Genomic DNA, 23,826 nt, shown 5'->3' on the forward strand with positions numbered 1-23,826 from the left:
GGGAGCGGGCTTGCTCGCGAAAGCGTCGGGTCAGTCAACAGCAATGCTGAATGTGCCGGCCCCTTCGTGAGCAAGCCCACTCCCATCCTTGATCGCAACCAGCCACAAATCTCCATCTTTCGCCGATCCCACAGGGGAATGGTGTGATCCCTGGAACACGCGCAATAAAAAAGGCCTCGCATCTGCGAGGCCTTTCATTTTGGCTTCAATCGGTTCAACTCTGTGGCCTCATCCCTTGAGAAAGTCCGAACATGAACAACAACAGATCATGGTCAGGTTTAGTCGCCACGGAGGCTTTCGCCACCCGTGGTACTGCGCAGTGAGCATCGCCTGTGGTAGCACCGATCACCTGCATGCGGGGCTGCTCCCAGGCCGCCACCGCCAATGAAGCAACTGCCAAGGCTCCAACCAAAAACAAACCTCGTGCAATTTCGAGTTTCATCGCTATAAACCTTTGATAGCGCTGCCAAACGCCGTCTCATAAAAGTAGACGAGTTTTTTCCAGTCCGTGTCGCTGAACGACGAATGGCGACGCAATTGCTTCATGTCATGGGAGGCCGCGCGATAAGCGGTCAGACGCTGACGGCATTTCTCCAGATCGATCAATGCCACTTCGACCTGAGCCGAATCACCTTCGCCGGTCACCCGTACAAAAACGTGTTTGATGTAGATGCAGCTGTGCTGCCAACGGCCCTTGTGCATGCGCGCGAGGTTTTCGGCCAGGTCTTTGAGGACGCGCTCGTAAACGGCTTCGCCATATTGGGCACGGCCGCCGGCGGCTTCCCACTTCTCCAGTTCGTCGAAACCGTCCAGCGACTTGGTCACCAGCAACGCACGCCACTTGTATTGCGGATCCGGCTGCGCACCGCAGAAGACGATTTGCGGGACGCGTACGCCGAGGCGGCTGACACCGGTCAGGGCATCCAGCTCTCGCAAGACTGTCGGCCGGCCGAAAGGATGCAGCCAACTGCGATAGATATGTCCGGTCTGGCGCTTGGCATACAGCAACTGGCCGTCACGGCCCACGACTCGTTGCACACCACTTTCCCCACCACGGCGCACGTTGGGTTCTTCCACCCATTCACCGCGCTGGTTCCAGTAGTAGTCGAAGCGATCCTGGGGAGCGACTTCCGTTTCTGCTGCTATTTGCACCGCCATCCTGTTACCTCTTGCGTAATACGTAAACCCGCCACATGGCATACAGCGGAATGAAGTCCAGTTGTTCCTGAATGCGAAAACCTGCGTCTTCGAACTCTTTTTCTACTGTCACAGCCGGTAACACAAACCGGTTTTGGTAACCTTCCTGCCCACGGCGCTGTTCAGCGCGTTTGCGTTTCCAGGCCTTGAAATTACCGTCCACCCACAACGAAATGATTACGCTGTCACGGGTGACACGCTCGAATTCGCGCAAAATCGTCCGCCGATGTTCGGCTTCACCGATGTGATGCAGCAAACGCATGCAGAAAATGCTGTCGACGGCGTTATCAGGTAAGGCAATGTCGAACGCAGACGTGTGCAAAGGTTGTACCCGTTTCACCACATCAGCCGGTTGCGCCTGCATCGCGGTCTTGATCATAGACTCGGAATTGTCCGCGCCAATGATCACCCGATTGGGTTTTTCCGCCAGCAACGGCCAGAAACGCCCTGCACCACACGGCAGATCCAGAACCAGCCCCGGCTCGCCCGCCAGCGTCAGTGCCTTGCGGGCCAGCTGCTCGTCCCGCCAATGTGACAACCGACGACCTAAACCGTCCTGGTGCTTGCGCAAATATTTTTGTGCATGCTGGTCATCATACTTTTCGGAAAAATCGAGCTTGATCGGACTGCTCATTTCAGGACTCCTGAATAACTGATGCCCCTACCATAGGTAGTGGCATGTCAGCGTCAGGTCGTCCCTTTGTGAAAATTACGTCAGGTAAACCGGCAAACTATTACAGGGTTTTACAGGGAGAAAGCAATAGCGCGGGGCCATCAGCGACCGTCAGCACGGCCCAGCGTCACCTCAAAGCGGCAGCCATTGGGCTGCATGGTGCTCAACGTCACCTCCCAGCCCTGGTTCTCGCAGATCCGCTGCACCAGCGACAAGCCCAGGCCCAAGCCTTCGCCGCGCTTCTCATTGCCACGCACGAAGGGCTGGAACATGGCCTCGCGTTTTTCCTCGGGAATGCCGACGCCCGAGTCTTCGACGACGAAGCCGTTGTCGTTGAGCGTCAGGCGGATGAAGCCCTGCTCGGTGTAGTGACAGGCATTGCGCAGCAAGTTACCCATGACGGCGCTGAGCAAAGTCGCGTTGAAGCGAGTGTCCGGCGGATTGCCCGGCTCGAACATCAGCTGCAGCCCTTTCGATTCGATCGGTTCACGCCAGATACTCAACAAGCCATCGGCCACCTGACTGATGTTCTGCTGCGGCGCCGAACCGGCGTCTTCACGCTGGGCGCGGGCGAGCATCAGGAAGGTCTGCACCAGTTCACGCATTTCTTCGCTGGCGCGGGCGATGCGCTCGACCTGGGCACGACCGCGTTGATCCAGCCCCGGATTTTCCAGCAGCAGTTCACAGGAACTCGCCAGCACCATTAACGGTGTGCGCAGCTCGTGGCTGACGTCACTGGTGAACAGCCGCTCCCGAGTCAGTGCCTGACGCAGGCGCCCCAGCGTGGCATCGAACGCCACCGCCAGTTCGCCGACTTCGTCAGCCGCATAGTCCGGCGCCAGTGGCGGCGCCAGACCGAGCAACTGATCGCGATGCCGTACTTGCCGTGCCAGGCGCACCACCGGCGCCATGACCTTGCGCGCCAGCACCCATCCGAGGAATACCGCCAGCGCCAGACTGAGCACAAAGCCCACCAGCACCACGGCGAACAGCACGCGCTCGCGTTCTTCGAAATCGCTTTGATCCTGCAGCAGCACGTAGCGCCGACCGTCGACGATCTCGACCATCGCGTGATACGACAGCTGCTCGCGGAACACTTCGTGGAACCCCGCATCGAGGTGACGCAGATCCTTGGGCAGCTCGAAATCACCCGGTCCGCCGCTGAAATAGAACAACTGGTCCGGTTCCGGGCGATGGCTCCAGTCCGATACGTTGTCCATCAGCAGCAGACGCTGCAGGTCGCCGCCCAGCCCCGCCGAAATCAGTTTCTCCTCCACCAGGTGCACGGTCGCCACGATGCCCATGGCGAAGGCCCCGGCCACCAGCGCACTCATCAGCGCAAAGGCGATGATGATCCGCTGGGAAAGGCTTTGCTTAAACTCCATCACGCCCCTCGGCCAGGCGGTAACCCACGCCGTGCACGGTTTGCAGCAACGGCTTGGCAAATGGCTTGTCGATCACCTGACGCAATTGGTGGACGTGGCTGCGCAGGCTGTCGCTGTCCGGGCAGTCATCGCCCCACAGCGCTTCTTCGAGAATTTCCCGGCGCAGGACATGCGGACTCTTCTGCATCAAGACTGCCAGCAGCTTGAGGCCGACCGGGTTGAGCTTGAGCAGCTTGCCCTCGCGGGTCACTTCCAGCGTGTCGAGATCGTAGGTCAGGTCACCCACCTGCAGCGCACGGCGTCCGCCACCCTGAGTCCGGCGCATCACCGCCTCGACCCGCGCCGCCAGCTCGGACAGGGCAAACGGTTTGACCAGATAATCGTCGGCCCCGGACTTGAAGCCCTGCAGCCGGTCGTCCAGTTGATCGCGGGCGGTGAGCATGATCACCGGCGTATCGCGCCGGGCATCTTCACGCAGGCGCTTGCACAGGGTGTAGCCGTCGATCCCCGGCAGCATGATATCGAGCACGATCAGGTCGTAATGCTCGGTGGCAGCCAGATGCAGGCCCGACAAGCCGTCCTGGGCGCAATCGACGGTATAGCCTTTGAGCCCCAGGTAATCGGCCAGGTTGGCCAGGATATCGCGGTTGTCTTCGACCAATAGAATTCGCATTGGCATCTCCTCCGTACACAGTGACGGCCGTCATGGCCCGCGCAGCTTAAGGCCAACGCCGTTTCAGGGCTAGGGCCGACAGGTGTGCAAATCAATTTGCCCAGGCAAATTAAATGTTTAACAAAGTTTTCACTATCGATTCACAACCTGACTACAGTGACGCCGCGAAACTCGCGCGCCATTGATATAAGGAAAACTAGACAATGGACCTTCTCAAGACCGCGCCCGTGCGCTTTCTGCTGCTCATCACCGGCGCCTGGCTGGTCATCTTTCTTCTGACTCGAGCGGTACTGCTGCTGACTCACCTGGATGAGGCCGGCGGCTTCGCCCTGTCGGTGTTCGGCATCGGCGCGCTGTACGACCTGGGTTTCCTGGCCTATGCGGCATTGCCGATGGGCTTGTACCTGCTGCTCTGCCCGCCGGGCCTGTGGCGGCGTCGTGGACATCGCGGGTTTCTGCGCGCCCTGCTGACAGTCAGCCTGTTCGCCATGCTGTTCGTGGCAGTGGCCGAATGGCTGTTCTGGGACGAGTTCGGCGTGCGCTTCAACTTCATCGCCGTCGATTACCTGGTGTACTCGGACGAAGTGCTGAACAACGTCCTCGAGTCGTACCCGATCGGCAAACTGCTGAGCCTCCTCGGCGTGCTGGCCGTGGTGATCAGCTTTGCCTTGGGCAAGCCGTTCAATGCTGCCATGAATGCCCCGCTGCCGTCGTTGCGCGGGCGTCTGCTCAGTGCCCTGGGCCTGTTGATCGTTGCGGGCCTCAGCCTGCAACTGCTCAGCCAGGACGCCCCGCGTGCCCAGGGCGGCAACGCCTACCAGAACGAACTGGCCAGCAACGGCCCGTATCAGTTCTTCGCCGCGTTCCGTAACAATGAACTGGACTACACCCAGTTCTACAAGAGCCTGCCGGCGGAAAAAGTCGCCAGCCAGATCCGCGCCGAGCTGAGCGAAAGCGACGCGCGCTTCATTGGCAAGGATCCACAGGACATTCGCCGGGTGATCGACAACCCGGGCACCCCGCGCAAGCCAAACATTGTGCTGGTGACCATCGAAAGCCTCAGCGCCAAGTACCTGGGCAGCAATGGCGACGGTCGCAACCTGACGCCAAACCTCGACGCGTTGCGCAAGCAGAGCCTGTATTTCAATAACTTCTACGCCACCGGCACCCGCACCGATCGCGGTCTGGAAGCGATCACCCTGGCCATCCCGCCGACGCCGGGCCGCTCGATCGTCAAACGCATCGGCCGTGAAAGCGGTTTCGCCAGCCTTGGCCAGCAACTGAGCGCGGTGGGTTACGACAGCGTGTTCGTCTACGGCGGCCGCGGCTACTTCGACAACATGAACGCGTTCTTCAGCGGCAACGGCTATCGTGTCGTCGACCAAAGCAGCGTCGATGAAGCCGAGATCCACTTCAAGAACGCCTGGGGCATGGCCGACGAAGATCTGTATCGTCAGACCCTGAAACTGGCGGATGCCGACTACGCCAAACAGCAGCCGTTTCTGCTGCAACTGATGACCACCTCCAACCATCGTCCATACACCTACCCGGACAATCGAATCGACATCAAGTCCGGCAACGGCCGTGACGGCGCGGTGAAGTACACCGACTATGCGATTGGTCAGTTCCTGGAGCAGGCGCGGCAGAAGCCGTGGTTCGACAATACGATCTTCATCTTCGTCGCCGACCACACCGCGGGCAGCGCCGGCAAGGAAGACTTGCCGATCAGCAACTATCAGATTCCGCTGTTCATCTACGCGCCGAAAATGATCGAAGCTCGCGAGAGCGCGCAACTGGCCAGCCAGATCGATCTGGCCCCAACGCTGCTGGGCTTGCTCAACCTGGATTACACCTCGACGTTCTTTGGTCGCAACCTGTTGCAGGACAACCCGTTGCCACCGCGCGTGGTGGTCGGCAACTACCAGCACCTGGGTCTGTTTGATGGCAAGGATCTGGCGATCCTCAGCCCGCGCCAGGGCTTGCGCCGGCATGACGATGCGTTGACCGAAAGCCGCGAGTCGCGGGTCAGCAGCGACGATCCGCTGGTCAGCCGGGCCATTGCGTATTACCAGGCGGCCAGTTATGGCTTCAAACAGCAGTTGTTGAGCTGGAAGCCGGCGAAGGACAGCACTGTCCAGGTCAGCGAACAGTAACCGTCAATAGAAACGCCCCGGGCTGATGCACCGGGGCTTTTTTTTGCGCAACCGGTTATCACAGGAAATCCAGATCCCAATGTGGGAGCGAGCCTGCTCGCGAATGCTGTGCATGCGTCACAGCTGTAGTGACGGGGTGATTGCTTTCGCGAGCAGGCTCGCTCCCACAGGGGATGGTGTGAAGCCTGGAGTCCGCGCAATAAAAAACCCCGCCTGCTCATCGCAGGCGGGGTTTTTCGTTACAGGGGTAAGGCTGGCTTACATCATGCCGCCCATGCCACCCATGCCGCCCATGTCTGGCATACCGCCGCCAGCCGAGCCTTCTTTCTTCGGTGCATCAGCAACAGCTGCTTCGGTGGTCAGGATCAGACCGCCGATCGAGGCTGCAGCTTGCAGAGCGGAACGGGTTACCTTGGTTGGGTCCAGGATGCCCATTTCGATCATGTCGCCGTATTCGCCCGAAGCAGCGTTGTAACCGAAGTTACCTTTGCCGTTCTTCACTTCGTTGACGACTACGCTTGGCTCGTCGCCGGAGTTGGCAGCGATCTGGCGCAGCGGCGCTTCAACAGCGCGACGCAGTACAGCGATACCGACGTTCTGGTCAGCGTTGTCGCCAGTCAGTTCGGTCAGGGCTTCCAGAGCACGGATCAGCGCAACGCCACCGCCAGGTACCACGCCTTCTTCAACGGCTGCACGGGTTGCGTGCAGGGCGTCTTCAACGCGGGCCTTCTTCTCTTTCATTTCAACTTCGGAACCAGCGCCAACCTTGATCACTGCAACGCCGCCGGACAGCTTGGCCAGACGCTCTTGCAGTTTTTCACGGTCGTAGTCCGAGGAAGTTTCGGCAACCTGGGCACGGATCTGAGCGATACGGGCTTCGATGTCGCCTTGTACGCCAGCACCGTCAACGATGATGGTGTTTTCCTTGGACAGGGTCACGCGCTTGGCGTTACCCAGGTGCTCCAGGGTGGTGCTTTCCAGGCTCAGGCCGATCTCTTCGGAGATCACGGTACCGCCGGTCAGAACGGCGATGTCCTGCAGCATGGCCTTGCGACGGTCGCCGAAGCCTGGAGCCTTGACGGCTGCAACCTTGACGATGCCACGCATGTTGTTCACGACCAGAGTCGCCAGGGCTTCGCCTTCAACGTCTTCGGCAACGATCAGCAGTGGACGGCCGGCTTTGGCAACGGCTTCCAGCACTGGCAGCATTTCGCGGATGTTCGAGATCTTTTTGTCGACCAGCAGGATCAGCGGGCCGTCGAGCTCGGCAACCATGGTGTCCGGCTTGTTGACGAAGTACGGGGACAGGTAGCCACGGTCGAACTGCATGCCTTCTACAACCGACAGTTCGTTTTCCAGGCCCGAGCCTTCTTCAACGGTGATCACGCCTTCTTTACCGACTTTTTCCATGGCTTCGGCAATGATGTCGCCGATGGAGTTGTCGGAGTTGGCGGAGATGGTACCTACCTGAGCGATAGCCTTGGTGTCAGCGCATGGCTTGGACAGGGCTTTCAGCTCTTTGACGATCGCGATGGTCGCTTTGTCGATACCGCGCTTCAGGTCCATCGGGTTCATGCCGGCAGCGACGGCTTTCAGGCCTTCGTTGACGATCGACTGAGCCAGAACGGTCGCAGTGGTAGTACCGTCACCTGCGTCATCGTTGGCACGGGAGGCAACGTCTTTGACCAGCTGCGCGCCCATGTTTTCGAAGCGATCTTCGAGTTCGATTTCCTTGGCGACGGAAACGCCGTCCTTGGTGATGGTCGGAGCGCCGAAGCTCTTCTCGAGAATCACGTTACGGCCTTTCGGGCCCAGGGTCGCTTTTACCGCGTCAGCCAGAACGTTGACGCCTTTGAGCATCTTGGAGCGAGCGGCATCGCCGAACTTAACTTCTTTAGCAGCCATGATCGATATTCCTTAAATACTTTGTAGTAACGGGAAAATGAACGGGGGGTATCAGCCTTCGATAACAGCGAGGATTTCGTTCTCGCTCATTACCAGCAGGTCTTCGCCGTCGACTTTCACAGTGTTGCTGCCGGAGTAAGGACCGAACACAACCTTGTCGCCTTCCTTCACGGACAGTGCACGCACTTCACCGTTTTCCAGAGCCTTGCCCGGGCCTACAGCGAGAATCACACCGTGGTTGGCTTTTTCAGCAGCCGAACCTGGCAGGACGATACCGCCAGCGGTTTTCTTTTCTTCTTCGCTGCGACGGATGACGACGCGGTCATGCAGAGGACGAAGCTTCATTGTCGATCTCTCCTAATTGTGGTTTTCATCGGCCGGTGTAGTCCCGGCGGGTTTAACAAATCCGGCCTGCGCCGGTTGCGGTTCGTCGAGCAAACCGCGGAAGTCTGTCCGGCTTGAATGCCGGAAACCTTTCGGTGACCGATACATAAGGGCGCATAAGCTTATTACAAGGGCGGGGGCAGAAAATTTTTCATCAATTGCCCCTTGAATGCCGCGCATAAACAAACGGCACCCGAAGGTGCCGTGTCGAAGCAGGGGTTACTTGCTGTCGCGATGTTCGAACTCGCCTTCGATCACATCACCCTCGCGGCCCAGAGGCTGGCGCGGTGCAGGACCGCCACGCGGTTGCAGGTCGTCGGCGAAGGCACGCTGACGAATTGCCTGTTCTTCGGCGCGCTGGCGCATCTTGTTCGCCAGCAGGCGACGGGTGAACGGCAGCAGCATCACCAGACCGACCACGTCGCTGATGAAGCCCGGCAGGATCAACAGGCCACCGGCCAAGGCGAGCATCAAGCCTTCAAGCATGGTCTGTGCGGGCAACTCACCGCGATTCAGGCTTTCACGGGCACGCAGTGCCGTGGCCAGACCGGCGATGCGCAGCACGAACACGCCGAACATCGAGCCGAGAATGATCAGCAGCAGGGCCGGGAAAAACCCGATCGCCCCTGCCACTTTGACGAATACGAACAGCTCCAGCACCGGAAACAGCAGAAAGAGCAACAAAAAAGGGCGCATCAAAGATTCCTCAACGCAAGAAATGCCTTGCAGTAAGCCTTAGATGACGTCGCCCTTTCGTGAATTCAAGCGTCAGCCACCGCATTTTTTGGCCAGACCTCGGCGTGAGCCAGAGAAACCAAGGCTTCGCGCACTTGTATCGGCGTATGACAAGGCGCTGGAAACGCCAGCCAGTACAGCGCCTGACCGATGCGCAGGTGCATGCCTTCGCTGTCGATCCCGGCCAGTTGCGCCGGTACGGTTTTCGGCAACCCGCTGAGTTCGACGTAGTGGGCAATGGCTTTGGCGTGATCGCTGTTCATGTGCTCGACCATGCTGATTTCCGCCTTGCCGGCAAATGGGTTGGCAAGGGTTACTTGATCGACCCAGTGAATCGCACCGAAACCACCGATGTAGCGGTGACGCACCGGGTTGAGCACCCAGAAATCAAAGTCGTGGGCCTTGTGGTAGTTCTGCGAGTCGGGGAAATACCGGTAATAACGCTCGGCGGCGGCTTCGATGGCAGCCGGGTCTTCGAGCTTCTGCGCTTCGGCCAGGTAGGTCAGGCGACCAACGGCCTGCACGTCGTCGGCCTCACGCTCACCTACCAGCAGCGAACATTTCGGATCTTTCTGCAGGTTGTGGGTGTGCTGGGCGATGCGGCTGATCAGGATCAGCGGGCGGCCCTGCTCATCCAGGCAATACGGCACCACCGAGCCAAACGGGAAACCGGGCATTGATTTGGAGTGGGTGGACAATACGCCACGGTATTCCTTGAGAAGCAATTCTCGGGCATTCTTGGCCGCTTCAACGCTCAATTTATGACTCCTTAATTAGAATCCGTCGAAAAAACGGACAGGCGCCTGGGGATAAGTCCCGGTCACGCCATCGGGCAATGCTCATGTGCAATCCGGCCATAACCGGTACGGATCGAGCGTCGCCAATAACAAAAACCACTCAGACCGGCTATCGGGGCATGCGAATGCAACTCAACGACAAAGTAATCATTATCACCGGCGGTTGCCAGGGTTTGGGCCGTTCCATGGCCGAGTATTTCGCCGGCAAAGGCGCGAAGCTCGCGTTGGTCGACCTCAATCAGGAAAAACTCGACGACGCGGTGGCCGCCTGCAAGGCCAAGGGCGTCGAGGCGCGCAGCTATCTGTGCAACGTGGCCAATGAAGAACAGGTTGAGCACATGGTCGCGCAGGTTGCCGAAGATTTCGGCGCGATCCATGGCCTGATCAACAACGCCGGGATCCTGCGTGACGGCCTGCTGCTCAAGGTCAAGGACGGCGAAATGACCAAGATGAGTCTGGCCCAGTGGCAGGCGGTGATCGACGTCAACCTGACCGGCGTGTTCCTCTGCACCCGTGAAGTGGCGGCGAAAATGGTCGAGCTGAAGAACAGCGGCGCGATCATCAATATTTCTTCGATCTCCCGTGCCGGTAACGTCGGCCAGACCAACTACTCTGCCGTCAAGGCTGGCGTAGCCGCAGCCACTGTGACCTGGGCCAAGGAACTGGCGCGTTATGGCATTCGCGTGGCAGGCATTGCGCCGGGCTTCATCGAAACCGAGATGACCCTGGGCATGAAGCCGGAAGCGTTGGAGAAGATGACTTCGGGGATTCCGCTCAAGCGCATGGGCAAGCCGGAAGAGATCGCCCATTCGGCGGCGTACATCTTCGAGAACGACTACTACACCGGGCGGATTCTGGAGATGGATGGCGGCTTGCGGATCTGACTGCCAACACAGAAACCTATGTGGGAGCGAGCCTGCTCGCGAAAGCGGTGGGTCAGACAACATTTTCGTCGACTGACACACCGCCTTCGCGAGCAAGCCCGCTCCCACAGTTGATTGTGTTTCAGGCTATCAATCGTCACTGATGCTGATATTCGGCATCGCCGGCGTTGCCGCTTCCTGCAACACAATGCGTGCGCCGACGTGGCGGGCCAGTTCCTGATAGACCATCGCAATCTGGCTGTCCGGTTCGGCGATCACCGTTGGCTTGCCGCCATCGGCCTGCTCGCGGATCAGCATCGACAGCGGCAGCGAGGCCAGCAGTTCGACGCCGTATTGGGTCGCCAGCTTTTCGCCACCGCCCTCACCGAACAGATGTTCGGCATGTCCGCAGTTCGAGCAGATGTGCACCGCCATGTTTTCCACCACGCCCAGCACCGGAATGTTGACCTTGCGGAACATTTCCACGCCTTTGCGCGCGTCCAGCAATGCCAGATCCTGCGGGGTAGTGACGATCACCGCACCGGCCACCGGGACTTTCTGCGCCAGGGTCAACTGGATGTCGCCGGTACCTGGGGGCATGTCGATCACCAGATAATCCAGGTCACCCCACGCGGTTTGCGTGACCAGTTGCAGCAGTGCGCCGGAGACCATCGGCCCGCGCCAGACCATCGGCGTGTTGTCGTCGGTCAGGAACGCCATCGACATGACTTCGACACCGTGGGCCTTGAGCGGCACAAACCACTTCTGATCCTTGACCTCGGGGCGGGTGCGCTCGGGGATGCCGAACATGATGCCCTGGCTCGGGCCATAGATGTCGGCGTCGAGAATCCCCACTTTGGCGCCTTCGCGGGCCAGCGCCAGCGCGAGGTTGGCCGCCGTGGTCGACTTGCCCACACCGCCCTTGCCCGAAGCCACGGCGACCACATTCTTGACGTTGGCCAGCCCCGGGATCTGCGCCTGGGCCTTGTGCGCGGCGATCACGCTGTTGACCTCGACCTTGGCGATCGTCACGCCATCGAGGTTTTCGATGGCCAGCTGCAGCAACTGTGCCCAGCCGCTCTTGAACAGACCGGCGGCGTAACCGATTTCCAGCTGCACGTTGACGCGATCACCGACGATCTCGATGTGCTTCACGCAACCGGCGCTGACCGGGTCCTGGTTCAGGTAGGGGTCGGTGTATTGGCTGAGGACGGCTTCCACCGCTGCGCGAGTGACGGCACTCATGGGCAACTCCGATAACAAGACTGGGAAAAGATGGCGGGTATCGTACGCTGGACGCAGATTTGTGGCGAACTGATTACTTGAGCAAGTCAGCACCTGTGGCGAGGGGATTTATCCCCGATCGGCTGCGCAGCAGTCGCAGAACCATCACCCGCGGTGTACCTGATAGGCCCTGATATCGGGTTTGGGGGCGGCTTCGCCACCCATCGGGGATAAATCCCCTCGCCACAAATGCTCTCAAAGTACCCAGCGGCACAGGGTGAAAAATATGCGCCAGCGCTTTATAGTGGCCGACCTCCGTTTCATCAAGTAGCGAAGCCCCACATGTCCGAACCACGCAAGATCCTCGTCACCAGCGCCCTGCCCTACGCCAACGGTTCGATTCACCTTGGCCATATGCTGGAATACATCCAGACCGATATGTGGGTGCGCTTCCAGAAGCATCGCGGCAATCAATGCATCTATGTCTGTGCCGACGACGCCCACGGTTCGGCGATCATGCTGCGCGCGGAAAAGGAAGGCATCACCCCGGAACAACTGATCGCCAACGTGCAGGCTGAACACAGCGCCGACTTTGCCGAGTTCCTGGTCGACTTCGACAACTTCCACTCCACTCACGCCGAAGAAAACCGTGAGCTGTCGAGCCAGATCTATCTGAAGCTGCGTGACGCCGGGCACATTGCCCAGCGCTCGATCACCCAGTATTTCGATCCGGAAAAGAAAATGTTCCTGGCCGACCGCTTCATCAAGGGCACCTGCCCGAAATGCGGCACCGAAGACCAGTACGGCGACAACTGCGAAAAATGCGGTGCGACCTACGCGCCAACCGATCTGAAGGATCCGAAGTCGGCGATCTCCGGCGCCACTCCGGTGCTCAAGGATTCCCAGCATTTCTTCTTCAAACTGCCAGACTTCCAGCAGATGCTGCAGACCTGGACCCGCAGCGGCACCCTGCAGGACGCCGTGGCCAACAAGATCGCCGAGTGGCTGGACGCCGGCCTGCAGCAGTGGGACATTTCCCGCGATGCGCCGTACTTCGGTTTCGAGATTCCGGACGAGCCGGGCAAATATTTCTATGTGTGGCTGGATGCGCCGATCGGCTACATGGCCAGTTTCAAGAACCTCTGCAACCGCACGCCGGAGCTGGACTTCGACGCGTTCTGGGGCAAGGACTCCACCGCCGAGCTGTACCACTTCATTGGCAAGGACATCGTCAACTTCCACGCCCTGTTCTGGCCTGCCATGCTCGAAGGCGCCGGTTTCCGCAAGCCGACCGGGATCAACGTGCACGGCTACCTGACCGTCAACGGCCAGAAGATGTCCAAGTCCCGTGGCACGTTCATCAAAGCGCGTACCTACCTGGATCACCTGTCGCCGGAATACCTGCGTTACTACTACGCGGCCAAATTGGGCCGTGGCGTCGATGACCTCGATCTGAACCTCGAAGACTTCGTGCAGAAGGTCAACTCCGACCTGGTCGGCAAAGTGGTCAACATCGCCAGCCGTTGCGCCGGTTTCATCCACAAGGGCAACGGCGGCCTGCTGGTCGACAACAATGCCGCGCCAGAGCTGACCGAAGCCTTCCTCGCCGCGGCGCCAAGCATTGCCGACGCCTATGAAGCGCGCGACTTCGCCCGCGCCATGCGTGAAACCATGGCCCTGGCCGACCGCGCCAACGCCTGGATCGCCGACAAGGCCCCATGGTCGCTGAACAAGCAGGAAGGCAAGCAGGATGAAGTCCAGGCGATCTGCGCCACTGGCATCAACCTGTTCCGCCAGCTGGTGATCTTCCTCAAACCGGTGCTGCCGCTGCTGGCTGCCGACGCCGAGGCATTCCTCAACGTCGCCCCGTTGACCTGGAACGACCACACTACGCTGCTGGCCAACCATCAGCTGAACGAATTCAAGCCGTTGATGACTCGCATCGATCCGGTAAAAGTGCAAGCCATGACCGACGCCTCGAAAGAAGACCTGACCGCCAGCCAGACCGACACCGGTGCCGCCGCGCCTGCGGGCAACGGCGAACTGGCCAAGGATCCGCTGTCGCCGGAAATCGACTTCGACACCTTTGCTGCTGTCGACCTGCGCGTGGCTTTGATCGTCAAGGCTGAACACGTGGAAGGTGCGGACAAGCTGCTGCGCCTGACGCTGGACATCGGTGACGAGCAGCGCAACGTGTTCTCCGGGATCAAGAGCGCTTACCCGGACCCGTCGAAACTCGACGGTCGCCTGACCATGATGATCGCCAACCTCAAGCCGCGGAAAATGAAGTTCGGTATTTCCGAAGGCATGGTGATGGCCGCCGGCCCTGGCGGTGAAGAAATCTACCTGCTGAGCCCGGACAACGGCGCCAAGCCGGGTCAACGCATCAAGTAAGACCCAGCGCTGAAACGATCCCACAGGCATGTTCTGCAGGCCTGTGGGATTTTTCATATCTGGCCCACCCATCGCGGGTGCCGGATAATGCCTAACCTTAAGTGACACCCGACCGTTGCTGCCGGCAGAACCATGACCGAACTTGCGCTTACGCTGATCAGTGCCGCCCTGCTCAACAACTTCGTGTTGCACTGGCCGCTGGGTGTCGATCCGCTGCTGGCCGGCAGTCGGCGTCAGGTGCATGCGCTGGGGTTGGCGACGGCGTGCCTGATGCTGAGCGTCGGCTTCATCGGGTACGTGCTCTGGCACTGGCTGCTGGTGCCGCTGCAATTGCAGGCACTGCAGCTGTTTGTGTTCTTGCCGCTCAGCGTGCTGCTGATCGCGCCGCTGCTGAAGCTGTTGGCTCGTGCGCTGCCAGACTGGCCGTTCGACGGACTGTGGCCGCTATTGCTGGGTAATTCCGGCGTACTGGGGCTGGCCTTGATCAACGCGCAAAATGATCGCGGCCTGCTGCAAGCAGCAGCGCTGAGCATCGGCGCCGGGCTGGGTTTCTGGCTGGTGCTGAGCCTGTTCAGCGACTTGCGTGAACGCACGGCGGACAACGACATTCCCCTGCCCTTTCGCGGCTTGCCGATCGACCTGATCGGCGCCGGACTGATCGCAGTGATTTTTCTCGGATTCAGTGGACTGATCAAAACATGAGTCTGATTCAACTCATCGATGCCCTCCTGCCGCAGACCCAATGCGGCAAATGCGGCCACCCCGGGTGCAAGCCGTATGCGCAAGGCATCGTCGATGGCGAACCGATCAACAAGTGCCCGCCCGGCGGTGACGAAACCGTCGCCGCCTTGGCTGAACTGTTGAACGTGCCGGTGCTGGAACTGGACGTCAGCCGTGGCTCGGCACCGCCACAAGTGGCGTACATCCGCGAGGCCGAGTGCATCGGCTGCACCAAGTGCATCCAGGCCTGCCCGATCGACGCCATCGTCGGCGCGGCGAAACTGATGCACACCGTACTGATCGACGAATGCACCGGTTGCGACCTGTGCGTGGCGCCGTGCCCGGTGGACTGCATCGAGATGCATCCACTGCCGCTCGGCACCTTGCCTGTGGTCGGTGGTCTGGCGTTGAGCCTTGAAGAGCAGCGCGCGCGCGCAGCCAAACGCGATCATGCGCGCCAGCGGTTTGAACGCCGCAACACCCGCCTGCAACGCGAGGAACAGCAGAAACAGGCTGAGCGCGAAGCCCGGGCGCAGCGTGCAGCGCAACCGGCGGTGGTTACTCTCGATCCGGTGCAGGCCGCTCTGGAACGGGTGCGCGCGCAGAAAGCCGCAACCGCCGACGCGGCATTGAAAAAAGCCAAGATCGATGTCGCCATGAGCCGCGCGCAATTGCACAAATCGCTGAAAGCCTTCGGCCATCCGCCGACCTTCGAACAGCAATCGCAACTGATCGTGTTGCAACAGCAGTTTGAAGCCGCCGAACAGGCGTTGGCGAAACTCGAAAGCAGCGCCGCCACCGCTCCAGCCGCTGCGGCCCCGGTTCCGGCGAAAGACGCCGACCTGAAACGGGCGAAAATCCAGCTGGCCATGCGGCGCGCCGAATTGAAAAAGGCCCAGACCGCCGAAGCGCCAGCCGAGCAAATTGCCACGCTGGAACAGGCACTGCGTGATGCCGAGCAAGCCCTTCACGCCGCCGAGACGGCGAGCGAGCAGCCTGCGCCTGACCTGGTGCGGGTGGAAAAGCGCCCGCTCGACAACCAGCTTCGCCAGTTGAAAACCGAACTGGCCTACGCCCGCGCCGACCTGAGCAAACTCGAACGCCGCGCCGACACGCCGAACAACATCCTCGACAAGGCCCGCGCCCGCCTGCAGGCCGCCGAGCGTCAGGTGCAAGATCATGTCGCCCCGTGAAGCACCGGATGATCGCCTGCAACAGGCGATGATGCGGGTGCTACTGGCCACGCTGCCGGGGCTGTTGGCGTTGTTCTGGTTTTACGGCTGGGGCGTGTTGATCAACCTGATCCTGGCGGCGAGCACCGCGCTGCTGATCGAGGCTGGCGTCGCCCGCCTGCGCCGACAACCACTGCAACCAACGTTCAGCGATGGCAGCGCACTGGTCAGCGCGACACTGCTGGCCGCCGCCATGCCACCTTATTGCCCATGGTGGCTGACAGTTACGGCGGTGGCTTCGGGCCTGCTGTTCGGCAAACATTTATACGGTGGCATCGGCAAGAATCCGTTCAATCCGGCCATGCTCGGTTTCGCCCTGGCGATGCTGCTGTTCCCGCAGCCAATGACCCACTGGCCGGCGCATGGCATGAGTCTGCAGGCCGCTTTTGCACAGGTCCTGAATCTGGGCCAGGCTCCGGATGCCTGGGTTCAGGCCACCGCGCTGGACAGCCTGCGCATCAACAAAAGTCTGACCATGGATGAATTGTTCGCGGCCAATCCGGCATTCGGCCGTTTCGGTGGACGCGGCGTGGAGTGGATCAATCTGGCGTTTCTCGCCGGTGGACTGTTTTTATTGCAGCGCCGGGTGATTGCCTGGCAAGCGCCAGTTGGCATGCTGGCCAGCCTGTTTTTCGTCAGCCTGCTCTGCTGGAACGGTTCGGGTTCGGATTCCCACGGCTCGCCGCTGTTTCATCTGCTGAGCGGCGCGACCATGCTCGGTGCGTTTTTCATCATTACCGAACCAGTATCCGGCGCCAAAAGTTCGCTGGCCCGACTGCTGTTCGGCGTGGGTGTCGGCTTGCTGACCTACCTGATCCGCACCTGGGGCGGCTACCCGGACGGTGTCGCGTTTGCCGTGTTGCTGATGAATCTGTGTGTACCGGCTCTGGAACGTTTTGCCGCTGCCCGCCAGACGCAGGTGCAATCATGAGCCGCGCAGCTGCTTTCGTGGCGCTTGTGCTGCTGGCCGGTGCCGGTCTCGGCCTGACTTATGTGGTGCAGCGCGCCAGTGCGCCGCAGATTGCCAGCGAGCAACGCCTGCTCGACAGCCGCAAATTGCTGGATCTGATCGCGCCCGATGCCTACGACAATCAGCCGCTGGAGCAGCCGCTGGCGCTGACTGATACAACGTTGAGCCACAGCACGCTGCTGGCTGGTTACCACGCAAGCAAATCCGGTCAGCCGGTGGCAGTGTTGTTGCGCACCCAGACCGAGGGCTATGCCGGCGCTATCGAACTGCTGATCGCCATCGATGCCAACGGCAGACTGCTGGGGGTAAAAACCCTGCGGCACAACGAAACCCCGGCGCTCGGCGGACTTATCGGCGACTGGCCGAACCACTGGCTGGCGACATTTACCGGCAAGTCGCGCAACGCACCTGACGACGCAGGCTGGGCGCTGAAAAAAGATCAGGGACAGTTCGATCAACTGGCCGGGGCAACCGTCACTTCCCGGGCCACCGTCAATGCCATTCATGACGCCCTGCGTTACTTTGATGAGCACCGCGCAACCTTGCTGGGGAGCGGATCATGATCCGGCCAACGAATCTGACAAACACGTTGATGCTGATGCTGCTGCTTGGCACCAGCGCGACCTTGGCTGGCGCGCTGGGCATGCTGTTGATGTCGGGCGTTGTGGTGGTGGTTTACGGCGCATGCATCGGCCCGCTGCGCTCGCGGTTGTCTGGCAACAACCTGATGCTGGCCAGTCTGCTGCTGGCCGCCACCCTGACCAGTTGCGCCAATATCCTCGCGCAGCGCTGGGCGTTGCAGTGGCAACAGTCACTCGGGATCTATGCCGGGCTGATCGCCTTGCAATGCGTAGTGCTGGAATACAATGGATTCTTTCGTCAGGCATTTGGCCTGCGCCTGACGTTTTTTGGCCTGTCGAGCGGGCTGCTACTGGCGCTGGCGGTACTGCGTGAACTGTTCGGTCAGGGCCACATCGGCCGTGGCCTGTCGGAACACTGGCAAGGCCTGGTTCTGTTCAGCGACGGGCTGCACTTGCTCACCCTGGTTCCCGGCGCCTTCATCGTGCTCGGACTACTGCTTGCCGCCCGCCAGGCCTGGACCCGCTCGACCGCTCTCTCCAAGGAAACACATCACCCATGAATGCCGCCAAACGTCTGGAAATTTTCCGCAGACTTCATGAAGACAATCCCGAGCCGAAGACCGAGCTGGCCTATTCCTCACCGTTCGAGTTGTTGATCGCGGTCATTCTTTCGGCGCAGTCAACCGACGTCGGCGTCAACAAGGCTACGGCCAAACTGTTCCCGGTGGCCAATACCCCGGCGGCGATCCACGCGCTGGGCGTCGAAGGGCTGTCCGAATACATCAAGACCATCGGCCTCTATAACAGCAAAGCGAAAAACGTGATCGAGACCTGTCGCATGCTGGTCGAGTTGCACAATGGCGAAGTCCCGCAGACGCGTGAAGAACTGGAAGCGCTGCCCGGCGTCGGTCGCAAGACGGCCAACGTGGTCCTCAATACCGCTTTTCGCCAGTTGACCATGGCGGTCGACACGCACATTTTTCGCGTGAGCAACCGCACCGGCATTGCCCCGGGTAAAAATGTGGTTGAAGTGGAAAAGAAGCTGATGAAGTTTGTGCCAAAAGACTACCTGCTAGACTCCCACCACTGGCTGATTCTGCACGGTCGCTATGTGTGCCTGGCGCGCAAGCCACGCTGTGGCAGCTGCCGCATCGAAGATTTGTGTGAGTACAAACACAAAACCTCGGACGATTGATTGGCTATTGGAATAATTGATTCTTCGATTGAAAAAATCTTTTTTACCCGCAGCAGGAATATCGATATAAGGGGCGCCAAAGGCAGTCTTAGCCTGGAGTTCACCTTATGACTGACAGCAAAGAACAACTGGACGTAGATGAAGATTTTACCGTTGTGGATACCGACGACGCCGAACCGGTGGTCGAGGTCGCCAAGACCAATCTGAGTAAACGTCGCACCATCGATAACCTGCTTGAGGAGCGCCGACTGCAAAAGCAGTTGGCCGATTACGATTTTGATCTCTGACACTTGAAAGCCTCCCGAACCGGAGGCTTTTTACTTTCTGCTGAATCCGACACTGAGCGGCCCATGCCCCGTCGGTATTCCTGATCATCAGACCAGTCCGTTGCGTTGTGCCAATTCAATCAGATCCACCAGCGAGCGGGCATTGAGCTTCAATAACAGACGGGTCTTGTAAGTGCTGACCGTCTTGTTGCTGAGAAACATGCCGTCGGCGATTTCCTTGTTGGTCTTGCCACGCGCCAATTGCTGCAACACCATCATTTCCCGCCCGGAGAGGCGATCCACCATATCGGCCTCACTGGCATTACCAAGACTGGTACGCACGGTGTGCAGGGCCTGGTTTGGAAAATAGCTGTAGCCGGACAGTACCGCTTTGATCGCACTCAGCAACTCAGTCAAATCCTGTTGCTTACATACATAACCCGCAGCACCTGACTGCATGCAGCGCATTGAAAAATGACCCGGTGCCTGGGAGGTCAACACCAGTACTTTCAACGGCATGGGTGTCGAGTTCAGACGCGCAATAACTTCAAGACCATCGAGTTTCGGTATTCCAATATCCAGAATAACGATATCCGGCATCTGTTCACGCGCAAGTTGCAAAGCATCCACACCATTATCCGTTTCTGCAATGACTTCGTAGCCATGACGCTCCATCAGCATACGCACAGCAAGACGAATGACGGGATGATCATCCACGATCAGCACTTTATTCATGGGCAAGTCCAGTTTCGCTGTTCGAATTTTTAGAGCACGCACAATAGCCCAGTCACTTCTGACATGGCACAAGAGAGTTTCATTGCAATCCCAGCAAAAGACATTCCCTACAGCAAATAAAGATTATTCCTACAAAAAAACCCATACAGGCGATTTTCAAATGGGACGACGCATCTCCTGGCCTTCACATCGACGCGAAAAACATGACGTCCTGAACACCACGCGAACTGTTCTTTCGAGGCAGACGGCTCAGCGAGCGGCTGAAAAAACGCGATAATCCATTGACTGCACATCGCTACGCAGCGCCAGCCCCGGCAGCTTATAAGTTTAAATAAACAACGTGAAAACAATCAAAAACCCTTTGATAGATCAACATCTGAAACAAGATACTTCTATCCAAACGTTATCATTTAATATAAAAATTATCTCGACCAGCAAGTTGCAACACCCCATACAAAACAACTCAACATACGTATTGGAAACACACAATTAATGAGCACCTTCCATGATAAAAATCAGAAGAAAAATTACCAATCCCATGACTGTAATTGCGATATTTGCATTTATTTCCGAATCGTCGGCTGCCATTTCCTTACCCTTTCTTGATAACGCCGAAAGAGAAGTCTACATCTGGTTCCTGATCAGCTTTCCGTTTTACTTGCTATTGCTATTCTTTTTAACGCTGAACTTCAACTACCGTTCGCTCTATGCGCCCTCGGACTTCGATAAGGACGACAGTTTTCTAAAAAGTTTCGAGGAGTTGAAACAGCCCGAGCTCCACTCCTGTTCGCCTCCAGTGGTAGGCGAAGTATCAGCTGCCAACGGATTGGAGTGGACGTTGTCTGTTCATAGCGTTGACCTCAGGCAACTCCCTCCTTGCAGCGCTGACGAATCCTGCCCGGAGCGACCGTGGATTGAGCACAACATTCAGCTGCCTAAATCCATCGGCACATTGTGCGCTATAGACGTACGTCGGTTGAGTAGCGCACAGGCGTTCCATGCGCTGGCAGAACACTTTCCGCATCTTGGCAAACACTCAGCCAAGGCAGTGGTATTTTTGACCGACTCTGCGTGCGACGTTTTGCTCAAGCAAATTATCCCGAGCCTTATCAAACAGTCGAAAAAAAGCGGAGGCGCCAAACTTCTCGTTGCTTACAACGTAAGCACACAAACCACCACGGTTTTGAGAGGAGCATGAGCGTAGAGTAGATGCCTGAAGTGGACATTCAAGTAAATGCTGGAGTTGGCGGCAATGACCAAAGCTCTGGATTAACGTCAGACAAACACAGAAAAGAAATGGCGGCATTGTCATTGAGACAAGCCGCCATTTTTACAGCCCTGCAAGGCTTAGAACAGCTTGCGGCCTTTGTTGGCAGCAATGCGCATGCGCAGCGCGTTGAGCTTGATGAAGCCCGCCGCGTCGGCCTGATTGTAGGCGCCGCCGTCTTCTTCGAAGGTCGCGATATTGGCGTCGAACAGCGAATCGTCGGACTTGCGGCCGGTAACGATCACGTTGCCCTTGTACAGTTTCAGGCGAACCACACCGTTCACGTTGACCTGCGAAGCATCGATCATCTGTTGCAGCATCAGACGCTCCGGGCTCCACCAGTAACCGGTGTAGATCAGGCTGGCGTATTTCGGCATCAGCTCGTCTTTGAGGTGAGCGACTTCGCGGTCCAGGGTGATCGATTCAATGGCGCGGTGCGCGCGCAGCATGATCGTGCCGCCCGGGGTTTCGTAGCAGCCACGGGACTTCATGCCCACGTAACGGTTTTCAACGATGTCCAGACGACCGATACCGTGAGCGCCACCGATCTTGTTCAGCGTTGCCAGTACGGTGGCCGGAGTCATTTCGACGCCGTCCAGCGCGACGATATCGCCGTTGCGGTAGGTCAGTTCCAGGTATTGCGGGGTGTCGGGAGCCTTCTCCGGGGAGACGGTCCAGCGCCACATGTCTTCTTCGTGCTCGGTCCAGGTGTCTTCCAGCACGCCGCCTTCATAGGAGATGTGCAGCAGGTTGGCGTCCATCGAGTAAGGGGACTTCTTCTTGCCATGACGCTCGATCGGGATCGCGTGCTTCTCGGCGTAGTCCATCAGCTTCTCGCGGGACAGCAGGTCCCACTCACGCCATGGCGCAATCACTTTAACGCCAGGCTTGAGTGCGTAGGCACCCAGTTCGAAACGCACCTGGTCGTTGCCCTTGCCGGTGGCGCCATGGGAAATGGCGTCGGCGCCGGTTTCGTTGGCGATTTCGATCAGGCGTTTGGCGATCAGCGGACGTGCGATGGAAGTACCCAGCAGGTACTCGCCTTCGTAAACGGTGTTGGCGCGGAACATCGGGAACACGAAGTCACGCACGAATTCTTCGCGCAGGTCGTCGATGTAGATTTCTTTGACGCCCATGGCCTGAGCCTTGGCGCGAGCCGGCTCGACCTCTTCGCCCTGACCCAGGTCAGCGGTGAAGGTCACCACTTCACAGTTATAAGTATCCTGCAGCCACTTGAGGATCACCGAAGTGTCCAGGCCGCCGGAATACGCCAGAACGACCTTGTTTACGTCCGCCATGCCATCACTCCACGGGGTTCTACGGAAAGCCGAGGAGTCTACCGCTCAAATCCGATAATTTACAGAGGCGCGACAGCTTAAGACGACAAAGCGACAGAATCTGTCGACAGCGCGACGATGACCGGCGGGTCAGGAAGTCGCCGCGGCGTTGGCAGGTGTGCTGGCTTGCGGTGCTGGCGCGGTAGTCGGCGCGACTCGCGCGAGCTTCACACTGACCCGACGATTCTTCGCCCGATTGGCCGCATTGTTGTTCGGCACCAGCGGGTATTGCTCGCCGTGGAAACGCACGGTGATCTGCGATTCGGCGATGCCGTTGGCCTTGAAAAAGTCGACCACCGCCAGCGCGCGACGACGCGACAGCTCACGGTTGGTCAGACGGTTGCCGCTGTTGTCGGAGTAGCCATCCAGTTCGATGTGATTGACCGTCGGATCGGCCTTCATGAACTCGAGCATCACCTGCAGCTTGGCTTTGGCGGGGGCATCCAGATCGGTGCCTTCGCCGGGGAAGCCGATCTGCGATTGCTTCACCTGATCGAAATTCTGCGGCAGCAACTTCGCCACACACGTCTGGTAATCATTGAACGCTTTGCTGAACTTCACCGGCAGCAGACGCACTTCCGAAACCCGGCCATCGCCGGAGGCACGCCGCACCACCGGGCTGCGACCGTCGAGTAAACCACTGATCAGCCCGCCGGCCTGGGATTGCGAACTGTTGAACAGCACGTTGCCGGTACCGATCCTGACGCTGCCCAGATTGATGTCGTTGCGCCCCGGCTGCCATGGTGCCGCCGCGGCAAGCAACGTCGCCGAACCGCCGCCGAGCATGGCGTTGTAGGCATTCAGGCGGAATATCGCTTGTTCGCCGGCTTTGCGCACGAACTGGCCCGAGCCGAAATCGGTGATCGGCTGGGTCAGGCGGCACTCGAACTTGTCGCCCTCGACCGTCCACTCAATGTTCTCCAGACGCGTCTGGTAGGTCAGCGCCATCGCGGGGAGGCTGGCAAACACACTGAGCAAGGCTAAATATCGCTGGCGCACGGGAGGCTCCATTGGCTTCTGTAACACAAAGACCGATTCACACTATGTTTACGGCATACCTACGGGATATCGGAAGGTTCCTGCAAAACTTGATAGCGGGTGCCTGCAAGAGTCTTTTCCGGTAGCATTCCCCTCAGTTTG

The 23,826-nt window shown here is 59.0% G+C and carries 24 protein-coding genes and 1 pseudogene; 12 read left to right on the forward strand and 13 right to left on the reverse strand.

Going from position 1 to position 23,826, the window contains the following annotated elements:
• Positions 1-214: 214 nt before the first annotated feature.
• The 5 genes from H043_RS0111805 to H043_RS0111825 all read right to left on the reverse strand — a co-directional run bounded on the left by H043_RS0111805 (position 215) and on the right by H043_RS0111825 (position 3,928).
• Complete coding sequence (locus H043_RS0111805) at positions 215-442, reverse strand: hypothetical protein (RefSeq protein WP_025111684.1); 228 nt, start codon at positions 440-442, stop codon at positions 215-217.
• 2 nt (positions 443-444) lie between these two features.
• Complete coding sequence (locus H043_RS0111810; RefSeq protein WP_027612049.1) at positions 445-1,158, reverse strand: lipopolysaccharide kinase InaA family protein; 714 nt, start codon at positions 1,156-1,158, stop codon at positions 445-447.
• Between the two features lie 4 nt (positions 1,159-1,162).
• Positions 1,163-1,831, reverse strand: coding sequence for a class I SAM-dependent methyltransferase (locus H043_RS0111815; protein WP_027612050.1), 669 nt, complete (start codon positions 1,829-1,831; stop codon positions 1,163-1,165).
• Between the two features lie 140 nt (positions 1,832-1,971).
• Positions 1,972-3,255, reverse strand: a complete 1,284-nt coding sequence (locus tag H043_RS0111820; protein ID WP_027612051.1) for a HAMP domain-containing sensor histidine kinase — start codon at positions 3,253-3,255, stop codon at positions 1,972-1,974.
• A complete protein-coding gene (locus H043_RS0111825) occupies positions 3,245-3,928 on the reverse strand; it encodes a response regulator transcription factor (RefSeq protein WP_025111688.1) in 684 nt (227 codons plus the stop codon). Before H043_RS0111825 ends, H043_RS0111820 begins: the two co-directional genes overlap by 11 nt.
• Before the next feature lie 203 nt (positions 3,929-4,131).
• On the opposite strand from H043_RS0111825, the gene H043_RS0111830 reads away from it, so the two are divergent.
• Positions 4,132-6,081, forward strand: a complete 1,950-nt coding sequence (locus tag H043_RS0111830; protein ID WP_027612052.1) for an LTA synthase family protein — start codon at positions 4,132-4,134, stop codon at positions 6,079-6,081.
• 258 nt (positions 6,082-6,339) lie between these two features.
• On the opposite strand, the gene groL is transcribed toward H043_RS0111830, so the two are convergent.
• From groL to H043_RS0111850, 4 genes are all read right to left on the reverse strand, one after another.
• Positions 6,340-7,986 (reverse strand): chaperonin GroEL, encoded by a 1,647-nt coding sequence (groL, locus tag H043_RS0111835; protein ID WP_007964008.1) that lies wholly within the window; start codon positions 7,984-7,986, stop codon positions 6,340-6,342.
• Between the two features lie 51 nt (positions 7,987-8,037).
• The gene (locus H043_RS0111840) at positions 8,038-8,331 is read right to left on the reverse strand and encodes a co-chaperone GroES (RefSeq protein ID WP_007916610.1); all 294 of its coding nucleotides are present in this window, start codon (positions 8,329-8,331) and stop codon (positions 8,038-8,040) included.
• A 258-nt stretch (positions 8,332-8,589) separates the two neighbouring features.
• On the reverse strand, positions 8,590-9,066 hold the full coding sequence (locus tag H043_RS0111845) for an FxsA family protein (protein WP_027612053.1): 477 nt from the start codon (positions 9,064-9,066) through the stop codon (positions 8,590-8,592).
• 65 nt (positions 9,067-9,131) lie between these two features.
• Positions 9,132-9,863, reverse strand: a complete 732-nt coding sequence (locus H043_RS0111850; RefSeq protein WP_027612054.1) for a HugZ family protein — start codon at positions 9,861-9,863, stop codon at positions 9,132-9,134.
• Between the two features lie 164 nt (positions 9,864-10,027).
• Between H043_RS0111850 and H043_RS0111855 the strand changes: the two genes are divergently transcribed.
• Both H043_RS0111855 and H043_RS30685 read left to right on the forward strand, forming a co-directional pair.
• Positions 10,028-10,786, forward strand: coding sequence for an SDR family oxidoreductase (locus H043_RS0111855; RefSeq protein WP_027612055.1), 759 nt, complete (start codon positions 10,028-10,030; stop codon positions 10,784-10,786).
• Positions 10,783-10,899, forward strand: a pseudogene (locus tag H043_RS30685) (metal ABC transporter ATP-binding protein); the annotation flags it as partial. The gene H043_RS0111855 and the pseudogene H043_RS30685, both read left to right, overlap by 4 nt.
• Positions 10,900-10,915: 16 nt before the next feature.
• Here H043_RS30685 and apbC read toward each other — a convergent pair.
• Positions 10,916-12,010, reverse strand: coding sequence for an iron-sulfur cluster carrier protein ApbC (gene apbC / locus H043_RS0111860; protein ID WP_027612056.1), 1,095 nt, complete (start codon positions 12,008-12,010; stop codon positions 10,916-10,918).
• Positions 12,011-12,331: 321 nt separating this feature from the next.
• On the opposite strand from apbC, the gene metG reads away from it, so the two are divergent.
• The 8 genes from metG to H043_RS0111900 all read left to right on the forward strand — a co-directional run bounded on the left by metG (position 12,332) and on the right by H043_RS0111900 (position 19,368).
• Positions 12,332-14,383, forward strand: coding sequence for a methionine--tRNA ligase (gene metG, locus H043_RS0111865; RefSeq protein ID WP_027612057.1), 2,052 nt, complete (start codon positions 12,332-12,334; stop codon positions 14,381-14,383).
• A gap of 132 nt (positions 14,384-14,515) precedes the next feature.
• Positions 14,516-15,085 carry an electron transport complex protein RnfA gene (locus H043_RS0111870; RefSeq protein ID WP_027612058.1) on the forward strand — a complete coding sequence of 190 codons (570 nt, stop codon included), beginning with the start codon at positions 14,516-14,518 and terminating at the stop codon, positions 15,083-15,085.
• Complete coding sequence (rsxB, locus tag H043_RS0111875; RefSeq protein ID WP_027612059.1) at positions 15,082-16,296, forward strand: electron transport complex subunit RsxB; 1,215 nt, start codon at positions 15,082-15,084, stop codon at positions 16,294-16,296. The genes H043_RS0111870 and rsxB overlap by 4 nt, the downstream gene beginning before the upstream one ends.
• Positions 16,283-17,266 (forward strand): RnfABCDGE type electron transport complex subunit D, encoded by a 984-nt coding sequence (locus tag H043_RS0111880; protein WP_027612060.1) that lies wholly within the window; start codon positions 16,283-16,285, stop codon positions 17,264-17,266. Before rsxB ends, H043_RS0111880 begins: the two co-directional genes overlap by 14 nt.
• Entirely contained in the window at positions 17,263-17,868 is a 606-nt protein-coding gene (locus tag H043_RS0111885; RefSeq protein ID WP_027612061.1) for an RnfABCDGE type electron transport complex subunit G, read from the forward strand. Before H043_RS0111880 ends, H043_RS0111885 begins: the two co-directional genes overlap by 4 nt.
• On the forward strand, positions 17,865-18,446 hold the full coding sequence (locus H043_RS0111890; RefSeq protein WP_027612062.1) for an Rnf-Nqr domain containing protein: 582 nt from the start codon (positions 17,865-17,867) through the stop codon (positions 18,444-18,446). The genes H043_RS0111885 and H043_RS0111890 overlap by 4 nt, the downstream gene beginning before the upstream one ends.
• Complete coding sequence (nth, locus tag H043_RS0111895; RefSeq protein ID WP_003227707.1) at positions 18,443-19,081, forward strand: endonuclease III; 639 nt, start codon at positions 18,443-18,445, stop codon at positions 19,079-19,081. Before H043_RS0111890 ends, nth begins: the two co-directional genes overlap by 4 nt.
• 107 nt (positions 19,082-19,188) lie before the next feature.
• Positions 19,189-19,368 carry a PA3496 family putative envelope integrity protein gene (locus H043_RS0111900; protein ID WP_027612063.1) on the forward strand — a complete coding sequence of 60 codons (180 nt, stop codon included), beginning with the start codon at positions 19,189-19,191 and terminating at the stop codon, positions 19,366-19,368.
• Between the two features lie 87 nt (positions 19,369-19,455).
• Here the strand turns inward: H043_RS0111900 and H043_RS0111905 are convergent, their stop codons facing one another.
• On the reverse strand, positions 19,456-20,082 hold the full coding sequence (locus tag H043_RS0111905; RefSeq protein WP_003227711.1) for a response regulator transcription factor: 627 nt from the start codon (positions 20,080-20,082) through the stop codon (positions 19,456-19,458).
• Positions 20,083-20,587: 505 nt separating this feature from the next.
• Between H043_RS0111905 and H043_RS0111910 the strand changes: the two genes are divergently transcribed.
• Complete coding sequence (locus H043_RS0111910) at positions 20,588-21,280, forward strand: hypothetical protein (RefSeq protein WP_027612064.1); 693 nt, start codon at positions 20,588-20,590, stop codon at positions 21,278-21,280.
• Between the two features lie 149 nt (positions 21,281-21,429).
• On the opposite strand, the gene H043_RS0111915 is transcribed toward H043_RS0111910, so the two are convergent.
• Positions 21,430-22,647, reverse strand: coding sequence for an argininosuccinate synthase (locus H043_RS0111915; RefSeq protein WP_027612065.1), 1,218 nt, complete (start codon positions 22,645-22,647; stop codon positions 21,430-21,432).
• 129 nt (positions 22,648-22,776) lie between these two features.
• Positions 22,777-23,685 (reverse strand): OmpA family protein, encoded by a 909-nt coding sequence (locus H043_RS0111920; RefSeq protein ID WP_027612066.1) that lies wholly within the window; start codon positions 23,683-23,685, stop codon positions 22,777-22,779.
• Positions 23,686-23,826: the final 141 nt, after the last annotated feature.

Source organism: Pseudomonas sp. URIL14HWK12:I6 (assembly GCF_000514195.1).
GTDB lineage: Bacteria > Pseudomonadota > Gammaproteobacteria > Pseudomonadales > Pseudomonadaceae > Aquipseudomonas > Aquipseudomonas putida_A.

Coding starts and splice junctions, on each gene's coding strand:
- groL (WP_007964008.1), bottom strand. CDS start 7,986: ATGGCTGCTAAAGAAGTTAAGTTCGGCGATGCCGCTCGCTCCAAGATG.
- rsxB (WP_027612059.1), top strand. CDS start 15,082: ATGAGTCTGATTCAACTCATCGATGCCCTCCTGCCGCAGACCCAATGC.
- H043_RS0111915 (WP_027612065.1), bottom strand. CDS start 22,647: ATGGCGGACGTAAACAAGGTCGTTCTGGCGTATTCCGGCGGCCTGGAC.
- H043_RS0111880 (WP_027612060.1), top strand. CDS start 16,283: ATGTCGCCCCGTGAAGCACCGGATGATCGCCTGCAACAGGCGATGATG.
- H043_RS0111910 (WP_027612064.1), top strand. CDS start 20,588: ATGATAAAAATCAGAAGAAAAATTACCAATCCCATGACTGTAATTGCG.
- H043_RS0111825 (WP_025111688.1), bottom strand. CDS start 3,928: ATGCGAATTCTATTGGTCGAAGACAACCGCGATATCCTGGCCAACCTG.
- H043_RS0111805 (WP_025111684.1), bottom strand. CDS start 442: ATGAAACTCGAAATTGCACGAGGTTTGTTTTTGGTTGGAGCCTTGGCA.
- H043_RS0111890 (WP_027612062.1), top strand. CDS start 17,865: ATGATCCGGCCAACGAATCTGACAAACACGTTGATGCTGATGCTGCTG.
- apbC (WP_027612056.1), bottom strand. CDS start 12,010: ATGAGTGCCGTCACTCGCGCAGCGGTGGAAGCCGTCCTCAGCCAATAC.
- metG (WP_027612057.1), top strand. CDS start 12,332: ATGTCCGAACCACGCAAGATCCTCGTCACCAGCGCCCTGCCCTACGCC.
- H043_RS0111885 (WP_027612061.1), top strand. CDS start 17,263: ATGAGCCGCGCAGCTGCTTTCGTGGCGCTTGTGCTGCTGGCCGGTGCC.
- H043_RS0111820 (WP_027612051.1), bottom strand. CDS start 3,255: ATGGAGTTTAAGCAAAGCCTTTCCCAGCGGATCATCATCGCCTTTGCG.
- H043_RS0111905 (WP_003227711.1), bottom strand. CDS start 20,082: ATGAATAAAGTGCTGATCGTGGATGATCATCCCGTCATTCGTCTTGCT.
- H043_RS0111900 (WP_027612063.1), top strand. CDS start 19,189: ATGACTGACAGCAAAGAACAACTGGACGTAGATGAAGATTTTACCGTT.
- H043_RS0111870 (WP_027612058.1), top strand. CDS start 14,516: ATGACCGAACTTGCGCTTACGCTGATCAGTGCCGCCCTGCTCAACAAC.
- H043_RS0111845 (WP_027612053.1), bottom strand. CDS start 9,066: ATGCGCCCTTTTTTGTTGCTCTTTCTGCTGTTTCCGGTGCTGGAGCTG.
- H043_RS0111815 (WP_027612050.1), bottom strand. CDS start 1,831: ATGAGCAGTCCGATCAAGCTCGATTTTTCCGAAAAGTATGATGACCAG.
- H043_RS0111840 (WP_007916610.1), bottom strand. CDS start 8,331: ATGAAGCTTCGTCCTCTGCATGACCGCGTCGTCATCCGTCGCAGCGAA.
- H043_RS0111810 (WP_027612049.1), bottom strand. CDS start 1,158: ATGGCGGTGCAAATAGCAGCAGAAACGGAAGTCGCTCCCCAGGATCGC.
- H043_RS0111855 (WP_027612055.1), top strand. CDS start 10,028: ATGCAACTCAACGACAAAGTAATCATTATCACCGGCGGTTGCCAGGGT.
- nth (WP_003227707.1), top strand. CDS start 18,443: ATGAATGCCGCCAAACGTCTGGAAATTTTCCGCAGACTTCATGAAGAC.
- H043_RS0111830 (WP_027612052.1), top strand. CDS start 4,132: ATGGACCTTCTCAAGACCGCGCCCGTGCGCTTTCTGCTGCTCATCACC.